Raw genomic sequence first — 25,842 nt, 5'->3', positions numbered from 1 at the left:
TTCACTTTCGATTAATAAAACTTTATAGAATGAATAACGTGCTAAAAGTGGTGCTGTTGGTCATAGGCGTAGGTCTTATAGCCTATGGTTTATATACGCTGATTACGCCGGAATTTTCGCTGGACGCCGGCCCGCTTAAGGTTAAGGCGCAGGGAGATAATACGCAGAGTTACGCGATGATTGGCTTCGGAATCCTGGCGCTTATTGGCGGACTCGCCTTTAAAAGAAGGTAATTACTTCAACAGGTTTTCGGCCAGGTTGATCACGGAAACCGAAACATATTCCACCCCGATCGCGATCACAATGAAACCGATGATTCGGGAGATGGCATTGATGCCTGAAGCACCCAGCATTCCTGCAATATAATGCGAACTTCTTAGCACCAGGAAAGTAGCCAGACAGACCGCGAAAATTGCCGAAACTGCCACCATCTTATCACTCCAGTTTACCTGCTCCTGGTATAATCCTATCAAAAATGAAATAGAGCCCGGGCCAGCCAGCATCGGGATCGCCAGTGGTGTAAGCGACACGCCTTCTCGCTGGTGTACATCTTCCTTCACCTTGGGTTTGTCCATTCCCTTATGTTTGGAGAACGTTCCCGTAAGGAGCGCGAAACCTGAGGATGCAATGATAAGCCCGCCGGCAATTCTCAGCGAATTCAGGCTAATGCCGAAAAAGTTCAAAATATACTTTCCGCTGAAGAAACTGATGAGTAGAATTGTGAAAATATTGACTGCGGTGAGCAGCGCTGTTTTCTGTCGTTCCTTTTTAGAATCCTCCTGCGTCAGTCCCACGAAGACCGGTACCGTTCCCAGCGGATTAATAACCGAAAATAAAGCTGCAAAAACGTAGATGAAAATTTCCATTTTTTGCCGCAAATTTCCATCAGAAGTGCGGTATGCAGGTTATGGCAAAATGACGTTTAGGTTAGCAGGCAGCAAATATTTGAGGTCCAATGTGAAGGGAATTTAAAGATCTTCGATCTGCGTAGGAGCATTGTCAGATTTATAATCGATGATCTTTCGGAAGAATTTATGAATCCCGGGCGTGTTAGCTTCCACTTTGATAAAATGATGATCTTTATAAATGCTGTACTCTTCGGCTTTGCCTTTATACAAATTCAGCTTAAAATAGGGAATCACGAGGGCGTAGGTTTCCAGCAGGGATCGAAACATCACGATGATGCCATCTTTCCGCATTTCCACATTACAAACATTCCGATTATTATCTAAAATCAGCAAGTTATGGATGTCAATACTCGTGCTGGTTATAAAAAGTTTTGGGGAGCCGGTTCCCTTCAGTTTTACCCGTTCCAAAAGTGTAAAGGGCTTGCCAACCGCTTTCTCGATCTTGGCTTTGATCTCCGGGCGATTGTAGGAAATATTCAGTAGCATCTCTTTTTTCCTAAATATAAGGAATTGAAGCTGAAGACAGTCGTTCGGAACTTCAATTCTTTTTATCTTTGCGCCTCCATTCCAAATAAAATCAAGGAAATGAAGATTGAAGCGATTCTGGCGACCAAAGTACAGGAAGCTGTTCAGAAACATTACGAGGTAACACCTGAAAACATCGAATTTCAGCCAACCCGTAAAGATTTTGAGGGTGATATTACACTGGTAGTTTTTCCCATGCTGAAGCAGGTAAAGACCAACCCGGCTCAACTGGCCGAAAATATCGGGAATTACCTGGCGAACGAAGTGGAAGAGGTAGCCGGTTTCAATGTGGTGAAAGGCTTTCTCAATATCGTGATTAACGACCAGTTCTACGCAAACTTTTTCAATGATGTAAGAGCCCGCGAAGATTATGGGATTCTCCTGCCACAAAGCGATGCCAGCGGGATCATGGTCGAGTATTCTTCACCGAACACCAATAAACCTTTGCATCTTGGGCACATCAGGAATAACCTGTTGGGATTTTCGGTTTCTGAAATTCTGAAAGCCGCCGGTAACGAGGTGTATAAAGTGCAGGTGATCAATGACCGCGGGATTCATATTTGTAAGTCGATGGTAGCCTGGAAAAAATTCGGAAACGGAGAAACTCCAGAGTCTACCGGGTTAAAAGGCGACAAGCTGGTTGGGAATTATTACGTGAAATTTGACCAGGAATACAAAAAGGAAATCGCGCAGTTACAGGAAGAAGGTAAAAGTGAAGATGAAGCAAAGGCCGAAGCGCCGATCTTTGTCGAGGCAAAAAATATGCTGCTGAAGTGGGAAGCCAATGATCCCGAAATCGTAAAGCTTTGGGAAATGATGAACAGCTGGGTGTACGCTGGTTTCGATAAGACTTACCAGGCTCTGGGTGTTGATTTTGATAAGAATTACTACGAAAGTAAGACCTATTTGCTTGGCAAGGATGAGGTTTTAAAGGGATTGGAAGAGGGTGTTTTTTATCAGAAGCCAGACGGTAGTGTGTGGATCGATCTAAGTGATGAAGGGCTGGATGAAAAGATCGTTTTGCGAAGTGACGGAACTGCGGTCTATATGACTCAGGATATCGGGACTGCGATCCAGCGTTTTGCGGATTTCAATATCAACCAGATGGTCTATACCGTAGGAAATGAACAGGATTACCATTTTAAAGTCTTGTTTCTCATCCTCAAAAAACTGGGTTACGACTGGGCTGAGTCCCTGTATCACCTGAGCTATGGCATGGTTGATCTTCCTTCCGGAAAAATGAAGAGCAGGGAAGGAACGGTCGTCGACGCTGATGATCTGATCGCGGAAATGACCGAAACCGCCAGAACGATTTCCGAAGAACTTGGAAAACTGGACGATTATAACGAAGCGGAAAAAGAAGAACTGTACCGAATGATCGGGCTGGGAGCCTTGAAATATTATATCCTGAAGGTGGATCCTAAAAAGCGCATTCTTTTCAATCCGGAAGAGTCGGTAGATTTTCAGGGGAATACCGGGCCGTTTATCCAGTATACCTATGCGAGAATCCAGTCGATCTTAAGAAAGGCTGATTTTGATTATTCCGGCGATCTTTCCAAAGATTTCCAGTTCCACGAAAAAGAAAAAGAATTGCTGAAACAGTTGCAGTTGTATCCGGAAACGATAGCCCTGGCGGCTGAAAATCACTCGCCGGCGCTCCTGGCAAATTATGTATATGAGCTGGTAAAAACCTTCAATTCTTTTTATCAGAATGTGCCAATTCTGGGAACGGAAGTGGAGGAGGATAAGATCTTCCGGGTGCAGCTTTCCAATCTGGTTGCGTATGTGATCAGATCTGGATTCAGGTTACTGGGAATTGATGTTCCGGAGAGAATGTAATAAGACAAAATTTGCTGCGGAAGTTTAAAATTTAAACTTTTGGCTTCAGCATCAAATCATTAAATTTGCAATCCGCTGTTTGCAGCGAATGTTATAAAATCACAGGAGAGTATGTTTGATAATTTAAGCGATAAGTTAGATAGTGCCTTTCACGTTCTTAAAGGACATGGCCAGATTACCGAAATAAACGTTGCGGAAAGCCTGAAAGAGGTGAGACGTGCGCTGGTAGATGCCGATGTGAACTATAAGATCGCCAAAGAATTTACCAGTACGGTAAAAGAGAAAGCGCTGGGGCAGGATGTATTAAAGACGCTGAAGCCAGGACAGTTAATGATCAAACTGGTCAAGGATGAGCTAACCGAGTTGATGGGTGGCGAAGCGGCCGGTATTAATCTGTCGGGAGAACCTTCGGTGATCCTCATGTCTGGTTTGCAGGGTAGTGGTAAGACTACTTTCTCCGGAAAACTGGCCAATTACCTGAAACGTAAGAAAACCAAAAAACCATTGCTGGTAGCCTGTGATGTATATCGTCCTGCGGCGATCAACCAGCTTCATGTAGTTGGAGAGCAGGTTGGTGTGGAAGTTTTTTCAGATGAAGGAAACCAGGATCCGGTTGCTATTTCTGAAGCAGCGATCAAATATGCCAAAGAGAACGGTCATAATGTAGTAATCATCGATACCGCCGGTCGTCTGGCTGTTGATGAGGCGATGATGACCGAAATATCAAATATCAAGCGAGCCATCAATCCACAGGAAACACTTTTTGTAGTCGATTCCATGACTGGTCAGGATGCCGTGAATACTGCAAAGACTTTCAATGAAAGATTGAATTTTGACGGGGTGATCCTTACCAAACTGGATGGTGATACTCGCGGTGGTGCGGCGATCTCGATCAAATCGGTCGTAAACAAGCCCATCAAATTCATCGGTACAGGAGAAAAGATGGATGCGATGGATGTGTTCTATCCTTCGCGTATGGCCGACAGGATTCTTGGGATGGGGGATGTGGTCTCCCTGGTGGAACGTGCCCAGGAACAATATGACGAGGAAGAAGCGCGAAAACTTCAGAAGAAGATCGCGAAAAATAAATTCGGTTTTGATGATTTCCTGAATCAGCTTCAGCAGATCAAGAAAATGGGATCTATGAAAGATCTTTTAGGAATGATTCCCGGAGCCGGGAAAATGTTGAAAGATGTGGATATTGATGATGATGCTTTCAAAGGTATTGAAGCTATCATCCATTCCATGACCCCAGCAGAAAGAAGTGAGCCGAAGATCATCAATTCCACCAGAAAGAAACGAATCGCAAAAGGTTCGGGAACCTCTGTGCAGGAAGTGAACCAGCTGCTGAAACAGTTCAACCAGATGGGGAAAATGATGAAAATGATGCAGGGTGGCGGTGGCCGTAAAATGATGCAAATGATGAAGGGGATGAAATAATTCCCTTTTTTCAATTATACACAACACTAACACACAACTAAAAAAATGACAATTCTCGACGGTAAAAAGGTCAGCAACGATATCAAGAATGAAATCGCTGCTGAGGTTACCAAAATCAAGAAAAGAGGAGAGAAAGTGCCTCATCTTGCTGCGATCATCGTTGGAAAGGATGGTGCCAGTCTTACCTATGTAAATTCCAAGGTTAAAGCCTGCGAACGGGTGGGGTTTGAATCCTCCCTGTACCGACTCCCGCATACGGTTAGCGAGTTGGAACTGCTAGATAAAATTGAAGAGCTGAACCAGAATAAGGATATTGATGGTTTTATTGTTCAATTGCCGCTGCCTCCACAAATCGATACACAGAAAGTATTGAACGCTGTAGATCCCGATAAGGATGTGGACGGTTTTCACCCTACTAACTTCGGAAAGATGGCCCTGGATATGACCACTTTTATTCCAGCTACACCATTCGGAATCCTGGAATTGCTGGAGCGTTATGATATCCCGACGAAAGGAAAGCATACCGTAGTTATTGGGAGGAGCTATATAGTTGGCCGCCCCATGAGTATCCTGATGGGCCGAAGCGGATTTCCAGGAAATTCCACGGTGACCTTAACTCATGAATTTACCAAAAATATTACCCAGGTAACATCCCAGGCTGATATTATCATTATTGCAGTGGGAATCCCAGATTTTCTGAAAGCCGAAATGATCAAGGATGATGCGGTGATCATCGATGTGGGAATTACCCGTGTGCCCGATGAGAATGCTGAAAGAGGTTATGTGATCAAAGGCGATGTGGATTTCGAAAATGTGAGCAAACGAGCTGCTTATATAACTCCCGTTCCGGGAGGTGTAGGACCAATGACGGTTTCCATGCTTCTGAAGAATACGCTGCTTGCCAGGGAAAGACATAAAAAGCGCCAGAAAGACGCGGAATAATTAAAAAGGGCTGAAAATTTCAGCCCTTTTTAATTTTATAAGTTTTCGATCGTGTCGCCGTTTTCGATCTTCCAGTCCAGGTAATTATGAATATCTGTCTGGATAAACCGGATTCCGAAGGTGAAAATGGCAAAATCATCAATATAACCCAGACCTGGAATAAAATCAGGGATGATGTCGAAAGGGTTCAGAATATATAAAAAGGAAAACGCGATCGTGGCGATCGTGAACCATGGCACCTTGTTGTATACGCCTTTGCGGTAATCTTTCATCATGCCGAATAAGACTTTTCCCAATTCTGAATATTTTTTGAGAACGTTGGAATTAAGGATCGTTTCAGAAATTTCTTCCTGGCTGTCCATCGTAAGCTTCACATCGTCGTCATCGATCTTGGCGACTTCAGTTTTAACATATTCCTTGTTTACGATTTCTTCTTTTTCCTCTGCAGCGGTGACGAGGTCATTCATTTTTTTCTTCAGTCCAAACATAATCTTAGTTTTAAATTTTATAAACGATGGTGGGCGTTTCCGTATTCTTTCTTATAAATCTTCAGAATTAACAGGAAGAGAGAAACGAGCAGTGGCCCAAAAATCAATCCTATAAATCCAAATAATGGTACTCCCACAATCACACCAAATAAAGTGATGAGCGGATGCACGCTGGCGAGTTTTTCCAGCACATACAGCCTGATGATATTGTCGCTGGAGCCTACCACCACAAAGCCATAGATGAGTAAGGCAATCGCCTGCCAGTTACTGCCCTGGGCATAGAGCAGGATTACTGCGGGCAGGATACCAATCGCGGTCCCAATGAACGGGATCATCGAACCTATGGCCGTGATCACGAACCAAAAAAATGGATCTGGAACACCGAAGATCAGGAAGCCTACCAGGGCAATCACTCCCTGTACGAAGGCCACCAGTGGAATACCCAGCGCATTGGATTTAACCAGCGCGTTGCTTTCTTCACCTATTATCCGCAGGTTATCTTTGCCTAAAGGAATGTATTCGATCAGGGATTCGCGCATGGACTGGCGGTTGATGAGCATATAATACAACATGAAATACATGATCCCGATCGCAATAAATGCATTGAAAGTACCGCCAGCAAGATTTTGAAGATTGGAAGATATCCAGCTGGTGATCGAAGTAGTGTCTATATTGGAACTTACGCTGTATCCAAGATCATGCTCCACGAGGTTGATCTGGTCTTTTACCGCCCGAATCACTTTTTCTGAATTATTGACCGCTTTCCCAATTTTAGCCGTTAACATGATGGTAATGAGGGTGACGGGTATCAAAATTCCCACGAAAGAACCGGTCATCAACAGGGCGGCGGCAATTGGAGGTTTCCATCCACGTTCCACCAGCCTTTTCATCCATTTTTTCATCAGGACGTATAAAGTGACCGCTCCCAGTACTCCGGAGAGGTACGGGATGATTTCCCGGAAAATTAAAACCGATAAAAATAAGATCAGTAAGAGCACGAATAATTGCCTTACTAAAGACGGTTTTAGTCTGTCCATTCTGATATTTGGTTAGTTAGTTAGTTAGTATTTCGATCAGGTTGCGAAAAGCTGGTCGATATTTTTAAAAGCTTTGAATTCAAGTGCATTTCCGCAGGGATCACGAAAGAACATGGTTGCCTGTTCCCCGGGTTTTCCTTCAAAGCGGATATAGGGCTCGATCACAAACTCGATATTCTTGCTCTTCAGTAATTTAGCAAATTCGTGAAAGACGTCCCATTGTAGCACCACGCCGAAATGAGGAACCGGAACTTCTTTTCCGTCAACAGGATTCGAGGTGGAAGCTTTGGTTTCTTCCGGCGCCTGGTAATGGATCACCAGCTGATGCCCAAAGAAATTGAAGTCTACCCAATGATCGCTGCTGCGCCCTTCGCCACAGCCTAAGGTTTCTTTATAGAATTTCCTGCAGGTCTCCAGGTCTGATACCGGGATCGCCAGGTGAAATGGCTGAATTTTCATAATAAGTCTTTTGTTATTGCTCCTTCTAAGAAGGGAGAATTAAAAATAGGAAGAAGACTTAAGACTTTGCTTAGAAATCCCGCTAATTCTCTGTTAAGATTTGAAATGCTGAAAATGGAACTATTTCGAAGCCTCTTCAGTTTTTGAAGAATCTTCCAGCAGCGAATTCAGGACTTTCAATTCCTGCTCAGTAATATCACGATATTCACCAACCGGGATATCCAGGCCAATGTTCATGATACGAATTCTTTTCAGGGCGGTTACCTCATAGCCAAGGTATTCGCACATCCTGCGTATTTGCCGGTTGAGTCCCTGGGTCAACACAATTCTGAAAGTATGTTGGCCCACCTGTTCCACTTCACATTTGCGCGTAACGGTATCCAGTATTGGAACTCCGGAAGCCATTTTTTTGATAAAATTTCTGGTGATTGGTTTGTTGACGGAAACGATGTATTCCTTTTCGTGGTTGTTTCGGGCACGAAGGATTTTATTCACGATATCACCATCGTTGGTAAGGAAGATAAGTCCCTCACTCGGTTTATCCAGTCGGCCAATGGGAAAAATCCGTTTTGGATAATTGATGTAATCAATAATATTGTCTTTTTCCACTCGCGTATCAGTCGTGCATACGATTCCTACCGGTTTATTGAAGGCGATGTATACATTTTCTTCTTTCAATTCGGCTTTGGAAACCGTTTTGCCGTCCACTTCGATATGGTCTTCTTTATTGACCTTTAGGCCCATTTCCGGCAACTGCCCGTTTACCTTGATCCTTCCCTGGTCGATCAGTTTATCTGCAGCTCTTCTGGAACAATATCCCAACTGACTCAAAAACTTATTAATGCGAATTTTTTCAGACATATTTCACTTTCTTTCGCAAAGATAGGAACTTTAATTCAGGAGTATTTTTCAGAAAAAATGAAAATTTTTAAAACCTCAGGCAACCTTTTGTAACTTTCTTTCGTCTATGTAAATAGAAGGCCTTTAGAAATATGGTGAAAGTCATCCAACTTTTTAAGAACGAACATGCTTTGATTAACAAAGCAGCTGCCGGAAGCCGGGAGGCGCAGCATCGTCTCTATGAGTTACATGCACCAAAAATGCTGAGCGTTTGCCGGCAGTATATCAAAGACCTTCAGCATGCGGAAGAAGCGATGTTAAACGGATTTTTTAAAGTTTTCACTCATCTGAGCGATTTTAAAAATGAAGGTAGTTTTGAAGGCTGGGTTCGGCGCATCATGATCAGGGAATCGATCTCGTTTTTGAGACAGCACAAAAAACTGGAATTCCAGGAAGATCAGTTTAATCCGAAAGAAGAATTTGAGAATAATATCAATTCTGAAATGGCGGTCAATGATATTCAGAAATTGATAGATAGTCTTCCGGAAGGTTACCGAATGGTTTTCGTACTGTATGCGATTGAAGGTTACAAGCATGCTGAAATTTCGAATATGCTTGATATTACTGAAGGGACCTCAAAATCCCAATTATTTAAAGCACGAAAAATGCTTCAGGAAAAATTAAAGAACGCAAATTCAACGGTCTATGGCACCAATTAAATTTGAAGATCATATCAGGGAGCAGCTCGAGGGCAGGAGAATCGAGCCATCTGCCGGAAGCTGGGAAAAGCTCAATCAAAGGCTGGATAAAGCTCCGGAAGGGAAGAAAAGTTTTGGCTGGTTATATATCGCAGCAGCGGCTGTAGCAGCGATTCTGATCGTGAGCGTTTTTTTTACAACTCATCAGAATACTGAAGTTGCCGCCCCGATAGTAGAGAATCCTGCTGAAACTCCGATAGAAAATCCTGCCGAAAAACAGGAAGCTCCTGCCAGTTTTGAGCCAGAAGAACGAATTGCGGTGGAAGAAAATACTTCCGGTCAAAAAGAGGAAATTTTAAAGCCTGAAATTCAGAAAAAACCGGTGATATCTTCGAAGGAAATTACCGGGGAATTCAGCCAGACTGAAGAAAATGTGGCTGAGGTCATCCCAAATAATGGGGTTTCCGAAGAACTAGAAAAAACAGAAAAGCCAAAACTGGAAGAATTGCTGCTCACTTCTAAAATTGAAGAGCTGGTGGCTGAGGTCGCTAAAAAAGAAGAGAACGGCACGGTGACTGACGCTGAAGTGAACGAACTGCTAGCGGAAGCTGCCAGGGAGATCAGCCAGCAAAGAAATTTTTATAACCGCGGAAAAGTGGACGCTGATGCGCTGCTGGCCGATGTGGAATCAGAAATCGATCAGTCCTTCCGAAGAGAAGTCTTTGAAATGCTGAAAGATGGGTTTCAAAAAGCACGGACCGCCATCGTTTCCAGGAATTACTGATACCTAAATATTTATCAACACCCACTGGGTCATTCATCAATCAAAATCTGATGAGGATGGTTATTGCCTGAATCTGACGAGCAAACTAAATCAAACACTATGAAAACTATTATTTTTTACATCGTTCTGGCCAGTTTTGGCCTGGCAACGCAACTTTCTCAAGCGCAAACAGATTCTACTGCCGTGGAAACCAAAAAGGAGTATCTACAGGAACAGCGGGAAAAGATCATCCAGGAAGAAAAAGATAAGCTTCGGGCCAAAATTGAAAGGATCAATGAGCGCCTGGACGAAGGGGAAATCACTAAAGAAAAAGCCGAAATGCTGAAAAAAGAGGCAGCGGAACTTCATGCCTTGAATATTGAAAATCGTGTGGCGATCCTGGAGAACGAGTATGAGTTCAATGCACGAAATGAAGAGGATAAAGGCGGGTTCATCGGGATGGGCGACAATAAAGTACTGACTTTCCAGGTGAATGCTGAGCGAAACCGCAAATACGATAAGCGCACCACTAGTGATATCGTGCTGGCCGCCGGTTTCAATAATGCCACTGCGGAAGGCCAGTCCCTGAACGATTCCGACTTCAAGATAGGCGGTAGCCGGTTCTTTGAAATTGGCTGGGCCTGGAAAACCAGGGTTTTCGATAATTCTAACTGGGTGCGATTAAAATATGGTTTTTCCTTTCAGTTCAACGGTTTGAAACCAACAGATAATCGTTATTTCGTAAATAACGATGATATGATTGCACTCGAAAAATTCGATTATGACCTGGATAAGTCCAAATTCAGAATGGACAATCTGGTGGTGCCGATTCATTTTGAATTTGGTCCTTCCGAAAGAAGAGAAACTGAAAAGACGCTGCGTTTTTCTACGGAAGATAAATTCAAAATAGGTCTTGGAGGTTATGCCGGTTTTGGAATTGGCGAACGACAGAAACTGAAATATTCCGTAGACGGGGATAAACAGAAAGATAAGCTAAAAGCCGATTATAATAGGAATGACCTAGTATATGGTTTAAGTGCCTATATGGGCTGGGGCGGCGCGGCGCTCTATGCAAAGTACGATCTCAACCCTGTCTTTAAGGATCAGCCAACCGATCTTCATAACTTTTCCATCGGTTTGAGATTCGACGTGGATTAGCCAAATAAATAGTTTAGTTTTGAAGGGCTTTAGAAGTATGGAAAAATCCATATTTTTGAAGCCCTGTTTTTGTTTTACCGAATAGAAAATCTGAAATAACTTGATCTCAAAAACCACCATCGATACCGTATTTGAAACCGCCCGTGTGGAAGAGGTGATCGGGGATTTTGTACAGCTGAAAAAATCGGGGAGCAACCTGAAAGGACTGAGCCCCTTTACTGATGAGCGTACACCGAGTTTTATGGTGTCACCGGTCAAGCAGATCTGGAAGGATTTCAGTAGTGGGAAAGGCGGAAATGTCGTGGCTTTTTTGATGGAACACGAACATTTCAATTACCCGGAGGCCATTCGGTACCTCGCCAAAAAATACGGGATCGAGATCGAGGAAACCGAGCAGACCGATGAGCAGAAGGAGCAGGCGAATGAGCGGGAAAGCATGTACCTGGTTTCAGAATATGCCAACAAGTTCTTTCAGCAGCAAATGCATGAGACCGATGAAGGCCTGGCGATTGGTTTGAGCTATTTTAAAGAAAGAGGTTTTACGGCCGAAACTATTAAAAAATTCCAGCTGGGATATTCGCCAGATGAGTGGGAGGCTTTGACCAGGGCAGCTTTAGAGGAAGGTTACCAGTTGGAATACCTCGAAAAAACAGGGCTCACCATTGTAAAAGAGGAACGTAAATTTGACCGATTTAAAGGTCGGGTGATGTTCCCAATCCATTCCATGTCTGGTCGCGTTCTGGGTTTTGGAGGTCGTATCCTGAATAATACGAAGAAAGCAGCCAAATATTTAAACAGTCCGGAAAGTGATATTTACCATAAAAGCAAAGTTCTTTACGGGATTTATTACGCCAAGCAGGAAATAGCCAAAGAGGATAATTGTTACCTGGTAGAAGGTTACACCGATGTGATCCAGTTTCACCAGAGTGGAATAGAAAATACGGTTTCTTCTTCCGGAACCGCCTTAACCCCGGAACAGATCCGACTAATCAACAGGCTCACGAAAAATATCACGGTGCTCTTCGATGGCGATGCGGCCGGAACGAGAGCTTCGCTCCGCGGGATCGACCTTATCCTGGAACAGGGGATGAACGTGAAGGTTTGTACGTTTCCCGATGGCGAAGACCCGGATAGTTTTGCTAAATCCAATAGTGATGAGGAGCTAAAGGAATACCTGGAAGAGAACTCCCGGGATTTTATTAGCTACAAAGCTTCATTACTGGTTGAGGAAGCTAAAAATGATCCTGTAAAGAAGGCTGATCTTATTCGGGATATGGTCAACAGCATTTCGAAAATTCCAGATTCCATTCAGCGCGAAGTATATCTGCAGGAGTGTTCGAGAATCATGGATATTTCTGAAAATGTGCTGTATGCGACCCTGGCCCAGCTTCAAAAGGCAGATGGAAAAAAGGTCGATCACCAGCCACGACAGCAAAATATGGAGGTTGTTCGCGAAGAGCAGGTCCCAAAAGTGAAAGTGGATCGCCTGTACATCCTGGAAAAGACCATCATTAAAATTCTAATGCTTTACGGTAGCATGGAGGAAGATTTTGAAGATCTGCTGCTGAAACAAAATGAAGAAACCGGGGATCTTGTCCTGGAACCGGAAACACATCATGCCAAGGTTTTTGAAAAGATTTTTCTGGATCTTCAGGAAGATGAAATTGCACTTTCCAATGATGAGTTCCGTGAATTGTACCAGTTACTTATCGACCGTTTGAATAAAGGGGAAGAAGTTGCTGTGGAAACGCTTGTGAACGAGATCGAACCAGATAAAGCGGCAAAAATCACCGATATCCTGATGGAGGAGGAGCAGTATGAGCTGCATAACTGGCAAAAGCATGATATTCTTGTGAAGCTGAAGGAACACAGCGTTAGCCAGTGGGTGAATCAAACTATATTAAACCTGCGCCGTCACTTGATTGATCTCAAGATAGGGCAGCTGCTGGAGGAAATAAAAACGGTTGAAACCGAGGAGGAATCAACTGATATTAAAAATGAAGTAATGGGTTTTAATAACCTTAAAATGCTTCTTTCTGAAAGGTTAGGAAGGGTTACGTAACATTCAGCTGTAAGAGCCTGCTCTGTGTGATCAGGTCTGCCACGTTATCTACCTTCAATTTTTTCAGTAGCCGTGTTTTATAGGTGCTTACCGTCTTTTCATTGATATCTAAAGCTTCTGCGATATCTTTATTCCTTTTTCCGGAGGATAACAGGTTCAGCACTTCAGATTCCCTGGTAGAAAGCTTTTTGAATTTTGTAATCAAACTCTTACCTCGGGAAATCCCGGAATTCAGTTTTTCGGTGATCTTCCTGTTCAGGTAAATACCACCTCGGGCTACCTGGTAAATGGCTTTTTCCAGCGTCTCGCTATCGGTATGTTTGGAGATGTAGCCGGCAGCACCAGCTTTAATGGCACTCAAAGCATACATTTCCTCGGGATGCGAGCTGAAAATCAATGTTTTAACTTCAGGGTATTCCTGTTTAATGCGTCTAATGGCGTTGATCCCATTAATTTGCGGAAGATCGAGCTCCACAATTAGAACATCTGGTGCATCTTTCTCTAACTGGCTGAATAGCTGTGTCCCACTGCCAACTCTTGAGGTAACTTGCAAAGCCGGGTTGTTCCTTAATACGCATTTAACTCCTTCGTAGATTATGGGATGATGATCTGCGATTAATACTCGGTACATGATTTAATTAGATTATGGAAACAAGCAGGGGGATCTTGTTTGTTGTTTCTTAAACCTAAATTAAGGCATTGAACCATTATAAAATAGTACTCGCTAATTTAATCGATAAGATGTTTATTTCTTCAGGTGAACGGGTATCTCACATACGGGGATTGGAACCATTTTGTGCCTGTTCGCGGTATTCAATCTTCGGTAAATTTCAAAAACTTCGCGTTCTCTTCCTGAAAAATGATCGGCTTTTTTGCCATTTTCATAGGCTTCCATCGCCCACTCCAATTCATCATAACTGGCGCCAAGCTGGTCTTCATCTGTGCGGCTGTCTCCAAATAAACCATCCGTAGGTTTGGCTATCATGATCTCCTCGATCACATTCAGGTAATCACCCAGCGCATATACTTCAGATTTTACAAGGTCTGCAATTGGGCTGAGGTCCACGCCGCCATCACCATATTTGGTATAGAAACCTACGCCAAAATCTTCGACTTTGTTTCCGGTTCCTGCAACCAGGTATTTGTGAAGGCCTGCAAAATAGTAAAGCGTTGTCATACGCAGGCGAGCGCGGGAATTAGCAAGGCTCAGGTCCAGATTCGCCGATTCTGGTTCTTCCGGGAGTACCTGCTTGAAGACCTCATAGACCTTGGTGAGATTCACTTCCAGGCTGCTCACATTGGCAAAATTATGCTCTAATTCTTCGATATGTTTACGGGCTCGGGAAATCTGGTTTTTGTCCTGGTGAATTGGCATTTCCAAACATAAAACTCTCATTCCGGTTTTGGCGCATAAAGTAGAAGTGACGGCTGAATCAATCCCGCCGCTTACGCCAACCACAAATCCGTTCATATTGGCATTAGTTGCATAATCTTTTAACCAGTCTATGATGTGATTGGCCACTTTTTCGGTCTGCATAATTTTGGGTGATTAAGTTTGTAAATGATACCTTTGCCCCACAAATCTAATACTAAAACCCAATTTTTGAAAGGTACTGGCGTTAAAGCCTTCACAATAGGATAGTATGCTCAAAAAAATCAGTGTTTTTTTAGTAATTCTTCTGTTATTGGCCTGTGACCGGCAGTCAGAAACCGAAAAACAGATCGAAAAAGTTCCAGTTGATCTCGAAATTAGTCGATTTGACCAGGAATTTGCTGCCGCTACTCCGCAAGATCTTCCGAAGTTGAAAAACAAATATCCTTTTCTTTTTCCAGAGCAGTATCCGGATAGTGTCTGGCTTGCCAAACTTCAGGATACCATTCAGCTGGAATTGAATACTGAAGTGGCCAAGGCTTTTCCTGATTTCAGTCTGGAGGAAGATAAGTTGCACGCGCTCTTTCAGCATGTGAAATATTATTTTCCGCAGTTCCAGGTGCCGGAGGTGATTACCATCACTTCTGAAGTGGATTATAAAAATAAGGCCCTGTATACCGGCGACTACCTGTTCATTGCGCTGGACACCTACCTGGGTGAGGATCACCAGTTTTATATCGGGATACAGGATTACCTGAAAAAGAATTTTAGAAAAGCGCAGATCCTGCCCGATGCGGCCAATGAGATCGCGGAAACATTGGTGCCACGTGCCGATTCCCGCACTTTTCTCTCGCATATGTTGTACTACGGAAAATTGCTCTACCTGAAACAGCTTTTTATTCCGGCGGAAAGCGATGCGGAAAAAATGGGGTATACCGCGGAAGAACTGGATTGGGCAGCTGCCAATGAAGACCAGATCTGGCGTTATTTTATCGAAAATGAGCTGTTGTACGATACCGATTCTGAATTGTATTCCCGGTTTCTGTACCCGGCGCCATTTTCAAAATTTTACCTTCAACTGGACAATGAATCACCGGCCCGGTTAGGGCAATATATAGGTTGGCAGATCATCAGGTCTTATATGGAGCACAACGAGGTTTCCGTGAAACGAATGCTGAAGACGCCTTCCGAAGAAATTTTTAATGACGCGAAATACAAACCGAAAAAATAATGGCTTACAAGAAATCTGAAATTAACATAGAGGTGGTAACCGACGAGAATCACATTCCGGAGGAAATGACCTGGAGCGCGGAAGATGGAAACGTTTATAAAGAGGAGACCAAGGCGGTAATGCTTTCGGTTTGGGATAGTAAACAGCAGGAAACCCTGCGCATTGATCTTTGGACCAAAGACATGCCGATGGATGAAATGAAGAAGTTTTTCCATCAAACGCTGGTGTCTATGAGTGATACATATTATCGTGCCACCCAGGACGATAAAATGCGTGATACGATGAAGGATTTCTGCGATTATTTCGCGGAAAAAACCGAGATCAAGAAACAGTAATTGGAAAAGATCATTTTTGTGTATAATGCAACATCTGGAAAGGCGAATGCTTTTCTGGATTCGTTGCATAAGATCATGAGCCCCGCTACTTACGAATGCCCTTTGTGCCAGTTAACGCACGGGCCGGTTTCAGAAAAAAGGCGGTGGAAAGAATTTCGGGAAAACCTTTCCCTGGAAACAGAATTTTTACACCGGGATGAATTTCAGAAGAGCTATGCCTCCAAGTTTGGGTATCAGTTTGAATTTCCGGTGATCCTGATGGCGCAGCCTAAAGGTCTGGAATTGCTGGTTTCAGCAGTCGAGCTGTGGAGTTTTGAAAATGTTGAGGAATTGATCCGGGTTCTAAACGAGCGAATTTAAGCGTTTTCCCGTAGTTGCTGGTTGATCGCCTCAATGTAGTCCAGGACTTCGTCTTTACCTGTTCCAGTGCTTGCTGAGGTGATGAAAAATTCTGGCATTTGCGTCCAGATTTCCAGCATTTCAGCCTGGTAGTTATGAATGTTCTTCTCTAAAACCTTTGGTTTCAGTTTGTCGGCCTTCGTGAAAATGATGCAAAACGGAACGTTGTGTTCTCCCAGCCACTGCATAAATTCCATATCGATCTTCTGGGGAGCATGCCTGGAATCGATCAGCACAAAGGCGCAGACCATTTGTGTGCGTTTTTCGAAATATGCGGTAATAAACTTCTGAAAGACCTTTTTGGTAGATTTAGAAACCTGGGCATATCCGTAGCCGGGCAAATCCACCAGGTGCCAGTTCTTGTTGATAAGGAAATGGTTGATCAATTGCGTTTTTCCGGGTTTGGCTGATGTTTTTGCCAGCGATTTCCTGTCGGTAAGCATATTGATAAGCGACGATTTTCCCACGTTACTTCTTCCGATGAAGGCATACTCGGGAAGGGCGCTGTTCGGGCATTGCTCTACCTTGGAGTTGCTTACCACAAATTCCGCCGATTTGATCTTCATATCAGTATGGTTTACAGCTGCTTTTGTTTCATCCAGGAATGCAGCACTTCGTTGAATTCGTCTGGGTGTTCCATCATGGCTGCGTGGCCACATTTATCGATCCAGATAAGATCGGAATCAGGCAACAGTCTATGAAAATCTTCTGCCACTTCTGGAGGGGTCACCGTATCATTTCTGCCCCAAATAATACAGGTAGGAGTTTGCATTTTTGGCAGGTCTTTGGCCATATTGTGACGAATGGCACTCTTTGCGATGGCCAGCGTTTTAACCAGTTTGTTTCGGTCGCTAACAGTCTCATAAACATCGTCCACAATCTCCTTGGTAGCTACTTCAGGATCGTAAAATACGGCCTGAGCCTTTTTCTTGATGAATTCGTAATCTCCGCGTCGTGGGTAACTTTCTCCCATCGCATTCTCATAAAGGCCAGAAGAACCAGTAATTACAAGGGCTTTGACCGCTTCAGGATACATTTTGGTAGCCAGTAGCGCAATATGCCCGCCCAGTGAATTTCCCAGTAAAATGGCGTTATGATATCCCTTAAAATCGAGAAATTCTTTGAGGTATTTTGCAAAAGTGCCCACACTGGTTTTGAGCAGGGACATGGAATAAAGGGGAAGCTCAGGGATCACGACCTTGTAGCCGTTATTTGGGAAGTAATCTACCACACCATCAAAATTGCTAAGCCCACCCATGAGTCCGTGTAAAATTACAATCGGAGTTCCTTCGCCTTTCTCAAGATAAGTGAATTTTCCCTCTTGCTTTAAGTGATCTTTCATTGAATGCCTTTGCGGTTAGCAATCGCAAATATAGCGATTTCGATACAAGTATAATCATTTTTGACCAACTGCAAAGAGATTTGTGCGGAGTGGGAATTTTGATCCCGAGCGCTCATTTCAATCGGTGTTCTCCACTTTTCTCCACTCTTTTTCAATTCGCTGAATAATAAGGAAATAGGGCTATTTAAAAGGTTTTCAGCAACATACAAACGCAAAACTTATCAACATTGTGGTAAAAAGTGGTAAATTGTGGTAATATTTTCAATATATTTGGCTCTATAAAGAATTTTAGTGGTAAATCTCATTGGAACATACGAATGCAAAGTTGATGCGAAGGGCCGTCTTATGGTTCCTGCTGCATTAAAAAAGCAGCTTGCTCCAATGTTGCAGGAAGGTTTCGTGATGAAGCGTTCTGTATTTCAGCCATGTTTGGAGTTGTACCCGATGAGTCAGTGGGATAAGCTGATGATGAAAATGAACGGTCTAAATCGTTTTAAGAAAAAGAACAATGACTTCATCAGGAGATTTACTGCGGGAGTAAAGACCGTGGAGGTAGATACTAACGGCCGGCTCCTCATCCCAAAAGATCTCACCGCTTTTGCGGGCATCGAGAAAGAGATCGTTCTTTCTTCTGCAATCAATATTGTGGAGATCTGGGATAAAGACAAATATGAAAACGCCATTGACGCGGCTTCCGATGATTTTGCTGAATTAGCGGAAGAGGTCATGGGCAACGACGATTTCGATGGAATATCATAATCCTGTTCTGTTAAAAGAATCGGTAGATGGTCTTAATATTCAGCCTGGAGGAGTTTACGTGGATGTCACTTTTGGTGGCGGTGGGCATTCCAGGGAGATATTAAGCCGACTGGGAGAAAAAGGAAAACTTTTCGCTTTTGACCAGGATAAAGACGCTCTTGAAAATACGATTAAAGATTCTCGCTTTACGCTGATCAATGAAAACTTCAGGTTTCTGAAGCGCTTTCTGCGATTTTATGGGGTGAAGCAGGTGGATGGGATCCTTGGTGATTTTGGGGTTTCTTCGCATCAGTTCAACGAAGCGGAAAGAGGTTTTTCAACCCGTTTTGACGCCAAGCTGGACATGAGGATGGATCAAACCAGCAAATTAAGTGCGTATGAAGTCATTAATGAGTATGATGAAACACAGCTTCGAGACCTCTTTTATGAATACGGGGAACTGAAGAATGCGCCCAAACTGGCTCGAACTATTGTCCACGAGCGAAAAGATTCGCCTATCGAAAATAGTGATAAGCTGAATGAGATTTTGAAGCCTCTGCTGTTTAAAGGAAGGGAAAACAAAATTCTGGCGCAGATCTACCAGGCGATTCGAATTGAGGTAAACCAGGAAATTGAGGTATTGAAGGAGTTTTTGCTTCAAACAGAAGAGATCCTGAAACCGGGCGGCAGGCTGAGCCTGATCTCTTATCACTCGCTGGAAGACCGGTTGGTAAAGCGATATATAAGGAGTGGGATGTTCAAGGGAGAGCCCGAGAAAGATATGTTTGGGAATATCTCTGTGCCATTTAAAAAAGTAGGGAAGTTAATCGTTCCTTCAAACGAAGAGATCAAAGAAAATAACAGGGCGCGAAGCGCCAAACTTAGAATAGCGCAAAAACTTTAGGAAGTAGATGAAAAAAGGTTTTTACAACATACTGAAGGCGAATTTTCTGATTAATGAAGATGCTGTAAAAAACTGGCGGTTCATAGTTTTTTGTACCGTACTGGCTATTATAATGATTGCCAGCTCGCATAGTGCCGAGCGAAAAGTACATGAGATCGCCAAGCTGACCAATGAGGTGAAAGAGTTAAGGAGCGAACACGTAGAAGTTCGTTCAGACCTGATGAAGCTGAAAATGGAATCTACCATCGCAGATCAAATGGCGCCGAAGGGAATTGCTCCTTCGAATACGCCACCCAATAAAATCAAGGTTTTAATTAAAGACTAAACCGAATGGCAACAACTGATAAAAGCATCCTGAACCGAATGTACTTCGTGGCCGGCTGCCTCTTCATCTTTGCGATCGCCGTTGGGTTTAAGCTGCTGAACATTCAGTTTGTGCACGGGGAGCATTATAAGGAGCTGGCAGAAGAGCGAACCATTCGTAATTTTACCATTCCTGCCAACCGTGGTAACCTCTACGATTCCAACGGAAGCCTTCTGGCAACCTCGGTTCCGAAATACGATATTCGCTTTGATGCGGTCACTGTTTCTGATAAAAACTTTGAAGAAAATATTGGTCCGCTTTCCAACGAACTTTCAAAAATGTTAGGAAAGGCACCTTCCTATTATTCCAGGAGATTGCGGGAGGCTAGAGCTCATAAGCAGCGTTACCTGCTCATCGCCAGAAACCTGGATTATTCCGAGTACATGAAAATGAAAAGCCTTCCCATGTTCAATCTGGGTGCTTATAAAGGTGGGATCATTACCGAGCAGCGAACAGTAAGAGAGCATCCGCTGGGGAAAATGGGAGAAAGAACGGTTGGTTACGAGCGCAGGGATGAAAATGGCTACTATACGCGCGTAGGTCTGGAAGGAGCTTTCAGTAGCTATTTGCGCGGAAAAGACGGTAAGCAACTGAAGCAGAAAATTGCCAAAGGACAGTGGAAGCCTATCAGTGATAATAATGAAGTAGAACCAAAAGATGGTTTCGACGTGATTTCCACCATCGATGTCAACATTCAGGATATCGCGCATCATTCTCTGTTGAGACAGCTCGAATATTTTGAAGCTGATCACGGCACCGTAGTCGTGATGGAAACCAAAACCGGAGAGATCAAAGCCATGTCTAATCTTGGTCGTACGGAAGACGGGTCTTATTACGAAAAAAGAAATTACGCGGTGTACGAAGCGCATGAGCCAGGTTCCACTTTCAAGTTGATGGCGATGGTGGCGGCACTGGAAGATAAAGTGATTGATACTTCCCAAGTCCTGGATACTGAAAACGGGGTTGTTCGCTTCTATGGTCGTGCCGTTCGTGATTCACACCACGGTGGATACGGTGAAATTTCGGCTGCCCGCGCATTCGAGGTTTCCTCGAACACTGCCTTTACGAAAATGATTACAGGAGCCTACGGAGATGACCCGTCAAGGTTTACTGATCGATTAGATAAAATGGAGCTTAACCATAAAATAGGTCTTGAGATCAAGGGTGAGGGATCCCCCCGAATTCCTCACCCACAAGACAAAAACTGGAATGGACTAAGCCTTCCATGGATGGCTTTTGGTTATGGCCTGGCAATCACGCCGCTCCAAACGCTTACTTTTTATAATGCCATCGCCAATGATGGTGAGATGGTAAAACCTCGTTTTATCAGAGAGGTAAGAGATCGCGACCGCAGTATTTTCAAACTGGAAAAAGAAGTGGTGAATCCTGCGATTTGTTCCAAAGAAACCGCGCATAAAGTGCGGGAAATGATGAAAAATGTAGTGGAGCGTGGAACCGCTTCCAATATTTATACTGAAAATTTTTCCATGGCAGGAAAAACGGGAACCTGTCAAACCGAATATTGGATCGAACCAGGTAGATATATAGCCTCCTTTGCCGGTTATTTTCCTGCGGAAGATCCAAAATATTCCTGTATCGTAGTGATCCATAAACCGAAGCGCAGCAAAGGATATTATGGAAATATCGTTGCGGCCCCGGTCTTTAAGGATATCGCCAGAAAGATCTATACCGATACCCCGGTGATGGATTCCCTGGAAACCCTGGAGATCGAGGATGAAAAGGCCGATAAAAACTACGAGCAGTATTACGCCAAGATCCAGAACGATAAGATCCTGATGCCCGATGTGACCGGGATGCCGGCCATGGACGCCGTATCGCTTCTGGAGAACCTGGGACTTAAAGTAAAGGTGCGAGGCGACGGCGTGGTAAAAAGACAGTCGGTAACGGCGGGACAGAAAATAGTAAGCAACCAACAGGTAAATCTGGATTTAAGTTGAAAGTACTCAAAGACATACTTTATAAAGTAAATATGAATACGGTTGCCGGTGATACCGGTGTGACCATCAACGAGCTGCATTTCGATTCCAGGAAGGTGAAGCTGAACGATGTGTTCGTGGCGATTCGCGGAAGTGTTTCTGATGGTCATGAGTTTATCAAGAAGGCCGAAAACCAGGGGGCGCTTGCCATTGTTTGTGAAGAAATGCCGGAGGAGCGTATTAACGGAATCACCTATATAGAGGTTGAAGATTCTAAAAAAGCGCTCGCCTATATGGCTGCCAATTATTACGACAATCCTTCGGAAAATCTGAAGCTGGTTGGGGTTACCGGAACCAACGGAAAAACCACCATTGCTACGCTGCTTTATAATCTTTTCCAAAAGGCCGGTTTCAAGGTTGGGTTGCTTTCCACCGTGAAAGTAATGGTTGGCGACGAGGAGTTCGAAGCGATTCGTACAACGCCAGATTCGCTAACCATCAATTACTACCTGAAAAAAATGAATGACGCCGGTGTGGAATTTTGCTTTATGGAAGTGAGTTCTCACGGAATAGATCAGCATCGAACCACCGGATTACGTTTTGTGGGCGGGATTTTTACCAACCTCTCTCATGATCACCTCGATTACCACAAAGATTTTGCGGAATATCGCGACGTGAAAAAGCGCTTTTTTGATGAATTGCCGGCTGCAGCCTTTGCGCTGACCAATATTGATGATAAAAATGGAGCGGTAATGCTTCAGAATACAAGGGCAAAAAAATATACCTACGCGCTGAAATCGTATGCCGATTATAAGGCGCAGATCCTGGAAAATCAGTTTACCGGACTATTACTGAAAGTAGACGATCAGGAAATCTGGTCTAAGCTGATTGGGAATTTCAATGCCTATAACGTACTGGCGATTTATGCGACTGCGCAATTACTTGGTCTTGAAACGCTCGAAATCCTTCAGATCATTAGTGAGCTGAATTCGGTAAACGGAAGGTTTCAATATACCATTTCAGAAAAAGAGAAGATTACGGCCATCGTGGATTATGCACATACACCTGATGCGCTGAAAAATGTGCTGGAAACGATTAATAGTATCCGCACAAAAAATGAAGAATTGATCACCGTGGTGGGCTGCGGAGGAGATCGCGATAAAACCAAACGTCCTAAAATGGGGCATATCGCATCGGCTTTAAGTACGAAGGTGGTCTTTACCAGCGATAACCCGAGAACTGAAGATCCTGAGCAAATCATCAAAGACGTGGAAGCCGGGGTGGAACCTCAGAATTTTAAAAAAACGATGAGTGTGACCAACCGGAAAGACGCGATCAAAGCGGCCTGCCAGCTCGCGGGCAAGAACGATATTATCCTGATCGCCGGGAAAGGCCATGAGACCTATCAGGAAGTGAACGGAAAGAAACTGGATTTTGATGATTTCAAGATCGTGAACGAACTATTAAAACAACTGGATAAATAAGATGCTGTATTACCTTTTTCAGTTTTTAGAAGATCAGTACCAGCTGCCAGGAGCTCAGTTGTTCGAATACCTGTCGTTCCGCTCGGCCATGGCCATTATTTTGTCGCTTGGAATTTCCACGATCTACGGAAAGCGGATCATCAATTATTTGAGAGCCAAGCAAATAGGGGAAAGCGTTAGGGAACTGGGCCTGGAAGGACAAAGCGAAAAAGCCGGTACTCCTACTATGGGAGGGATCATCATCATTATTTCTACATTGATCCCCGTATTACTGCTCGCTCGAATTGAAAATATTTACGTGATCCTGCTAATGGTGACCACTGTTTGGATGGGTGTGATTGGTTTTGTGGATGATTATATAAAAACCTTTAAAAAAGACAAGGAAGGTTTGAAAGGCAAATTTAAGGTCATTGGGCAAATTGGCCTGGGCCTTATCGTTGGCTGTACCATGTATTTCCATCCGCAGATCACGACAAAAGCGGTTGCTACGGAAACAGCCGCAACGGGCAATGCGATCGCCAGAACCGAAGTGGTCGATATGGGTCCTGAGGTGAAAAGTACCAAAACCACTATTCCTTTTGTGAAAAATAACGAGTTCGATTACGCGAGCCTGATCGATTGGATCAGTCCGGATTTGGTGAATTATGCCTGGCTTATTTTTATCCCAATCGTGATCTTCATCGTTACAGCAGTTTCAAACGGCGCCAATCTTACAGATGGAATCGACGGACTCGCTGCCGGGTCTTCCGCGATCATCGTTCTCACACTCGGGCTTTTTGCCTGGGTTTCCGGTAACATTATTTTTTCAGATTATCTGAATATCATGTACATCCCTCGCTCGGGAGAAATGACCATTTTCATCACCGCTTTCGCGGGAGCGCTGGTTGGATTCTTATGGTATAATACTTATCCGGCCCAGGTTTTTATGGGGGATACAGGAAGTTTGACAATAGGTGGAATTATCGCGGTTCTTGCCATTGCAACGAGAAAAGAATTGCTGATCCCGCTTTTATGCGGAATCTTTCTGATAGAAAATCTATCGGTCGTACTTCAGGTGGGCTGGTTCAAATATACCAAGAAGCGGTTTGGCGAAGGTCGCAGGATCTTCCTGATGTCACCGCTGCATCATCATTATCAGAAGAAAGGGCGGCACGAGAGTAAGATCGTGGTGAGATTCTGGATCGTGGGGATTTTCCTCGCTATCCTGACCATCGTAACCTTAAAAGTACGATAAGTTGAGCAGGAAGATCGTCATTCTTGGCGGAGGGGAAAGCGGTGTAGGTACTGCGATCCTGGCGAAAAAAGAAGGTTTTGAGGTTTTCCTTTCAGACAGGGGAAAGATCAAACAAAAATATAGAGACGTTCTTGAAAATATTGGAATTGACTGGGAGGATGAAAAACATTCCGAAGAGCGCATTTTTCAGGCTGATGTCGTGATGAAAAGTCCGGGTATTCCAGACGCTGCGCCTCTTGTTAAAGAACTTCGGAAGAAAGGGATTCAGGTAATTTCAGAAATTGAATTCGCCTCGTGGTTTACCAGTGTGCCGGTGATCGGGATTACCGGAAGCAACGGGAAGACCACTGTGACCAATCTCGTTCAGCACCTGCTGAAGGAAGGGGCGGTAAATTCAGAAATGGGCGGAAATGTCGGGAATTCTTTTGCGGAACTGGTGGCGCATACTGCACCCGACTGGTTTGTGCTGGAATTGAGCAGTTTTCAGCTGGATGGTATCGAAAAATTCTGTCCGAAAATTGCCGTTTTGACCAACATCACGCCAGATCATCTGGATCGCTATGAATACAAGCTCGAGAATTATGTCGCCTCGAAATTCAGGATTACTGAAAATCAGCAGGAAGATGATTATTTCATCTACGATGGGGACGACCCGATCATTGCAGACTGGTTGAAAGATCATCCCGTCAAAGCCAGGCAATTGCCTTTTTCACTGGAATACCAGCCGGAAGAGGGCGCATTTATAAAAGATAACGAACTAATTGTAAAAATTAATAATACCAAATTTACTATGCCAACATCTGATATTGCTCTTGAGGGCAAACACAACGCGAAGAACGCGATGGCAGCCGCTACGGTGGCGCAGCTTTTACGAATCAGGAAACAAACGATTCGGGAGAGCATGGCAAATTTTCAGGGGGTGGAACACCGTCTTGAAAAAGTGCTGAAGATTAACAATGTGATGTATGTGAACGATTCCAAGGCTACGAATGTGAATGCCACGTTTTATGCTTTGGAAAGTATGGAGACCGAGACCGTTTGGATCGTTGGAGGTGTGGATAAAGGGAATGTGTATGATGACCTGCTTCCGCTGGTAAATGAAAAGGTGAAAGCTATTATTTGCCTGGGAGTTGACAACGACAAGATCGTGAACACTTTCGGGAATATCGTGGAAACCATGGTGGAGACTACTTCTATGAATGATGCCGTACAAATCGCCTACAGGCTGGCAGATAAAGGTGATACCGTATTGCTTTCACCTGCATGCGCCAGTTTCGATCTTTTTGAGAATTACGAAGATCGCGGCAGACAGTTCAAAGAAGCCGTAAGAAATTTATAAAACA

28 protein-coding genes are annotated in these 25,842 nt (G+C 43.9%); 18 read left to right on the top strand and 10 right to left on the bottom strand.

Annotation, left to right across the window (positions count from 1 at the left end; genetic code table 11):
• Positions 1 to 29: 29 nt before the first annotated feature.
• Positions 30 to 233: an LPXTG cell wall anchor domain-containing protein gene (locus GRFL_RS03715; RefSeq protein ID WP_083643352.1), complete on the top strand. Its 204-nt coding sequence runs from the start codon at positions 30 to 32 to the stop codon at positions 231 to 233.
• Here the strand turns inward: GRFL_RS03715 and GRFL_RS03710 are convergent, their stop codons facing one another.
• A complete protein-coding gene (locus GRFL_RS03710; protein WP_083643351.1) occupies positions 234 to 866 on the bottom strand; it encodes a MarC family NAAT transporter in 633 nt (210 codons plus the stop codon).
• A gap of 102 nt (positions 867 to 968) precedes the next feature.
• The gene (locus tag GRFL_RS03705; protein ID WP_083643350.1) at positions 969 to 1,394 is read right to left on the bottom strand and encodes a hypothetical protein; all 426 of its coding nucleotides are present in this window, start codon (positions 1,392 to 1,394) and stop codon (positions 969 to 971) included.
• A gap of 99 nt (positions 1,395 to 1,493) precedes the next feature.
• On the opposite strand from GRFL_RS03705, the gene argS reads away from it, so the two are divergent.
• The 3 genes from argS to GRFL_RS03690 all read left to right on the top strand — a co-directional run bounded on the left by argS (position 1,494) and on the right by GRFL_RS03690 (position 5,654).
• Complete coding sequence (argS, locus tag GRFL_RS03700) at positions 1,494 to 3,272, top strand: arginine--tRNA ligase (protein ID WP_083645948.1); 1,779 nt, start codon at positions 1,494 to 1,496, stop codon at positions 3,270 to 3,272.
• Positions 3,273 to 3,383: 111 nt separating this feature from the next.
• Entirely contained in the window at positions 3,384 to 4,712 is a 1,329-nt protein-coding gene (gene ffh / locus GRFL_RS03695; RefSeq protein WP_083643349.1) for a signal recognition particle protein, read from the top strand.
• Positions 4,713 to 4,757: 45 nt separating this feature from the next.
• On the top strand, positions 4,758 to 5,654 hold the full coding sequence (locus GRFL_RS03690; RefSeq protein ID WP_083643348.1) for a bifunctional 5,10-methylenetetrahydrofolate dehydrogenase/5,10-methenyltetrahydrofolate cyclohydrolase: 897 nt from the start codon (positions 4,758 to 4,760) through the stop codon (positions 5,652 to 5,654).
• A gap of 35 nt (positions 5,655 to 5,689) precedes the next feature.
• Here GRFL_RS03690 and GRFL_RS03685 read toward each other — a convergent pair whose 3' ends face one another.
• From GRFL_RS03685 to rluF, 4 genes are all read right to left on the bottom strand, one after another.
• Positions 5,690 to 6,142 carry a YkvA family protein gene (locus GRFL_RS03685; protein ID WP_236995874.1) on the bottom strand — a complete coding sequence of 151 codons (453 nt, stop codon included), beginning with the start codon at positions 6,140 to 6,142 and terminating at the stop codon, positions 5,690 to 5,692.
• A gap of 17 nt (positions 6,143 to 6,159) precedes the next feature.
• On the bottom strand, positions 6,160 to 7,179 hold the full coding sequence (locus GRFL_RS03680; protein WP_083643347.1) for an AI-2E family transporter: 1,020 nt from the start codon (positions 7,177 to 7,179) through the stop codon (positions 6,160 to 6,162).
• Between the two features lie 36 nt (positions 7,180 to 7,215).
• Positions 7,216 to 7,638 carry a VOC family protein gene (locus GRFL_RS03675; RefSeq protein WP_083643346.1) on the bottom strand — a complete coding sequence of 141 codons (423 nt, stop codon included), beginning with the start codon at positions 7,636 to 7,638 and terminating at the stop codon, positions 7,216 to 7,218.
• Positions 7,639 to 7,758: 120 nt separating this feature from the next.
• The gene (gene rluF / locus GRFL_RS03670; RefSeq protein ID WP_083643345.1) at positions 7,759 to 8,499 is read right to left on the bottom strand and encodes a 23S rRNA pseudouridine(2604) synthase RluF; all 741 of its coding nucleotides are present in this window, start codon (positions 8,497 to 8,499) and stop codon (positions 7,759 to 7,761) included.
• Between the two features lie 134 nt (positions 8,500 to 8,633).
• Here rluF and GRFL_RS03665 point away from each other — a divergent pair, with 134 nt between their 5' ends.
• The 4 genes from GRFL_RS03665 to dnaG all read left to right on the top strand — a co-directional run bounded on the left by GRFL_RS03665 (position 8,634) and on the right by dnaG (position 13,159).
• Positions 8,634 to 9,197 (top strand): RNA polymerase sigma factor, encoded by a 564-nt coding sequence (locus GRFL_RS03665; RefSeq protein ID WP_083645946.1) that lies wholly within the window; start codon positions 8,634 to 8,636, stop codon positions 9,195 to 9,197.
• The gene (locus tag GRFL_RS03660) at positions 9,184 to 9,960 is read left to right on the top strand and encodes a hypothetical protein (protein WP_083643344.1); all 777 of its coding nucleotides are present in this window, start codon (positions 9,184 to 9,186) and stop codon (positions 9,958 to 9,960) included. Before GRFL_RS03665 ends, GRFL_RS03660 begins: the two co-directional genes overlap by 14 nt.
• Before the next feature lie 99 nt (positions 9,961 to 10,059).
• On the top strand, positions 10,060 to 11,097 hold the full coding sequence (locus GRFL_RS03655) for a hypothetical protein (RefSeq protein ID WP_083643343.1): 1,038 nt from the start codon (positions 10,060 to 10,062) through the stop codon (positions 11,095 to 11,097).
• A gap of 100 nt (positions 11,098 to 11,197) precedes the next feature.
• Positions 11,198 to 13,159, top strand: a complete 1,962-nt coding sequence (dnaG, locus tag GRFL_RS03650; RefSeq protein ID WP_083643342.1) for a DNA primase — start codon at positions 11,198 to 11,200, stop codon at positions 13,157 to 13,159.
• Here the strand turns inward: dnaG and GRFL_RS03645 are convergent.
• Both GRFL_RS03645 and nadE read right to left on the bottom strand, forming a co-directional pair.
• Positions 13,152 to 13,790 carry a response regulator gene (locus GRFL_RS03645; protein WP_083643341.1) on the bottom strand — a complete coding sequence of 213 codons (639 nt, stop codon included), beginning with the start codon at positions 13,788 to 13,790 and terminating at the stop codon, positions 13,152 to 13,154. The genes dnaG and GRFL_RS03645 overlap by 8 nt on opposite strands.
• Positions 13,791 to 13,904: 114 nt before the next feature.
• Positions 13,905 to 14,696, bottom strand: coding sequence for an NAD(+) synthase (nadE, locus tag GRFL_RS03640; RefSeq protein ID WP_083643340.1), 792 nt, complete (start codon positions 14,694 to 14,696; stop codon positions 13,905 to 13,907).
• 106 nt (positions 14,697 to 14,802) lie between these two features.
• Between nadE and gldB the strand changes: the two genes are divergently transcribed.
• From gldB to GRFL_RS03625, 3 genes are read left to right on the top strand one after another with little or no spacing between them, the layout of a single operon-like run.
• Positions 14,803 to 15,762 carry a gliding motility lipoprotein GldB gene (gene gldB / locus GRFL_RS03635; protein ID WP_083643339.1) on the top strand — a complete coding sequence of 320 codons (960 nt, stop codon included), beginning with the start codon at positions 14,803 to 14,805 and terminating at the stop codon, positions 15,760 to 15,762.
• Entirely contained in the window at positions 15,762 to 16,097 is a 336-nt protein-coding gene (gene gldC, locus GRFL_RS03630) for a gliding motility protein GldC (protein ID WP_083643338.1), read from the top strand. Before gldB ends, gldC begins: the two co-directional genes overlap by 1 nt.
• Positions 16,098 to 16,457: a GTPase gene (locus GRFL_RS03625; protein ID WP_083643337.1), complete on the top strand. Its 360-nt coding sequence runs from the start codon at positions 16,098 to 16,100 to the stop codon at positions 16,455 to 16,457. It begins immediately after the preceding gene.
• On the opposite strand, the gene yihA is transcribed toward GRFL_RS03625, so the two are convergent.
• The gene (gene yihA, locus GRFL_RS03620; RefSeq protein WP_083643336.1) at positions 16,454 to 17,062 is read right to left on the bottom strand and encodes a ribosome biogenesis GTP-binding protein YihA/YsxC; all 609 of its coding nucleotides are present in this window, start codon (positions 17,060 to 17,062) and stop codon (positions 16,454 to 16,456) included. The two genes, GRFL_RS03625 and yihA, sit on opposite strands and share 4 nt — an antisense overlap.
• Before the next feature lie 11 nt (positions 17,063 to 17,073).
• Positions 17,074 to 17,838, bottom strand: coding sequence for an alpha/beta fold hydrolase (locus GRFL_RS03615; RefSeq protein WP_083643335.1), 765 nt, complete (start codon positions 17,836 to 17,838; stop codon positions 17,074 to 17,076).
• A gap of 291 nt (positions 17,839 to 18,129) precedes the next feature.
• Between GRFL_RS03615 and mraZ the strand changes: the two genes are divergently transcribed.
• From mraZ to murD, 7 genes are read left to right on the top strand one after another with little or no spacing between them, the layout of a single operon-like run.
• Entirely contained in the window at positions 18,130 to 18,597 is a 468-nt protein-coding gene (mraZ, locus tag GRFL_RS03605; RefSeq protein ID WP_083643333.1) for a division/cell wall cluster transcriptional repressor MraZ, read from the top strand.
• Complete coding sequence (gene rsmH, locus GRFL_RS03600; protein WP_083643332.1) at positions 18,584 to 19,480, top strand: 16S rRNA (cytosine(1402)-N(4))-methyltransferase RsmH; 897 nt, start codon at positions 18,584 to 18,586, stop codon at positions 19,478 to 19,480. The genes mraZ and rsmH overlap by 14 nt, the downstream gene beginning before the upstream one ends.
• Before the next feature lie 7 nt (positions 19,481 to 19,487).
• Positions 19,488 to 19,805: an FtsL-like putative cell division protein gene (locus GRFL_RS03595; RefSeq protein WP_083643331.1), complete on the top strand. Its 318-nt coding sequence runs from the start codon at positions 19,488 to 19,490 to the stop codon at positions 19,803 to 19,805.
• A 5-nt stretch (positions 19,806 to 19,810) separates the two neighbouring features.
• Positions 19,811 to 21,802 carry a penicillin-binding protein gene (locus GRFL_RS03590; RefSeq protein ID WP_083643330.1) on the top strand — a complete coding sequence of 664 codons (1,992 nt, stop codon included), beginning with the start codon at positions 19,811 to 19,813 and terminating at the stop codon, positions 21,800 to 21,802.
• Positions 21,799 to 23,265, top strand: a complete 1,467-nt coding sequence (locus tag GRFL_RS03585; RefSeq protein WP_083643329.1) for a UDP-N-acetylmuramoyl-L-alanyl-D-glutamate--2,6-diaminopimelate ligase — start codon at positions 21,799 to 21,801, stop codon at positions 23,263 to 23,265. The genes GRFL_RS03590 and GRFL_RS03585 overlap by 4 nt, the downstream gene beginning before the upstream one ends.
• 1 nt (position 23,266) lies before the next feature.
• Complete coding sequence (mraY, locus tag GRFL_RS03580) at positions 23,267 to 24,499, top strand: phospho-N-acetylmuramoyl-pentapeptide-transferase (protein ID WP_083643328.1); 1,233 nt, start codon at positions 23,267 to 23,269, stop codon at positions 24,497 to 24,499.
• A gap of 1 nt (position 24,500) precedes the next feature.
• Positions 24,501 to 25,838, top strand: a complete 1,338-nt coding sequence (gene murD, locus GRFL_RS03575; RefSeq protein ID WP_083643327.1) for a UDP-N-acetylmuramoyl-L-alanine--D-glutamate ligase — start codon at positions 24,501 to 24,503, stop codon at positions 25,836 to 25,838.
• Positions 25,839 to 25,842: the final 4 nt, after the last annotated feature.

Source organism: Christiangramia flava JLT2011, from assembly GCF_001951155.1.
In the GTDB taxonomy this organism is placed as follows: Bacteria; Bacteroidota; Bacteroidia; order Flavobacteriales; family Flavobacteriaceae; genus Christiangramia; species Christiangramia flava.
This window is presented reverse-complemented; position numbering and strand designations above follow the sequence as displayed.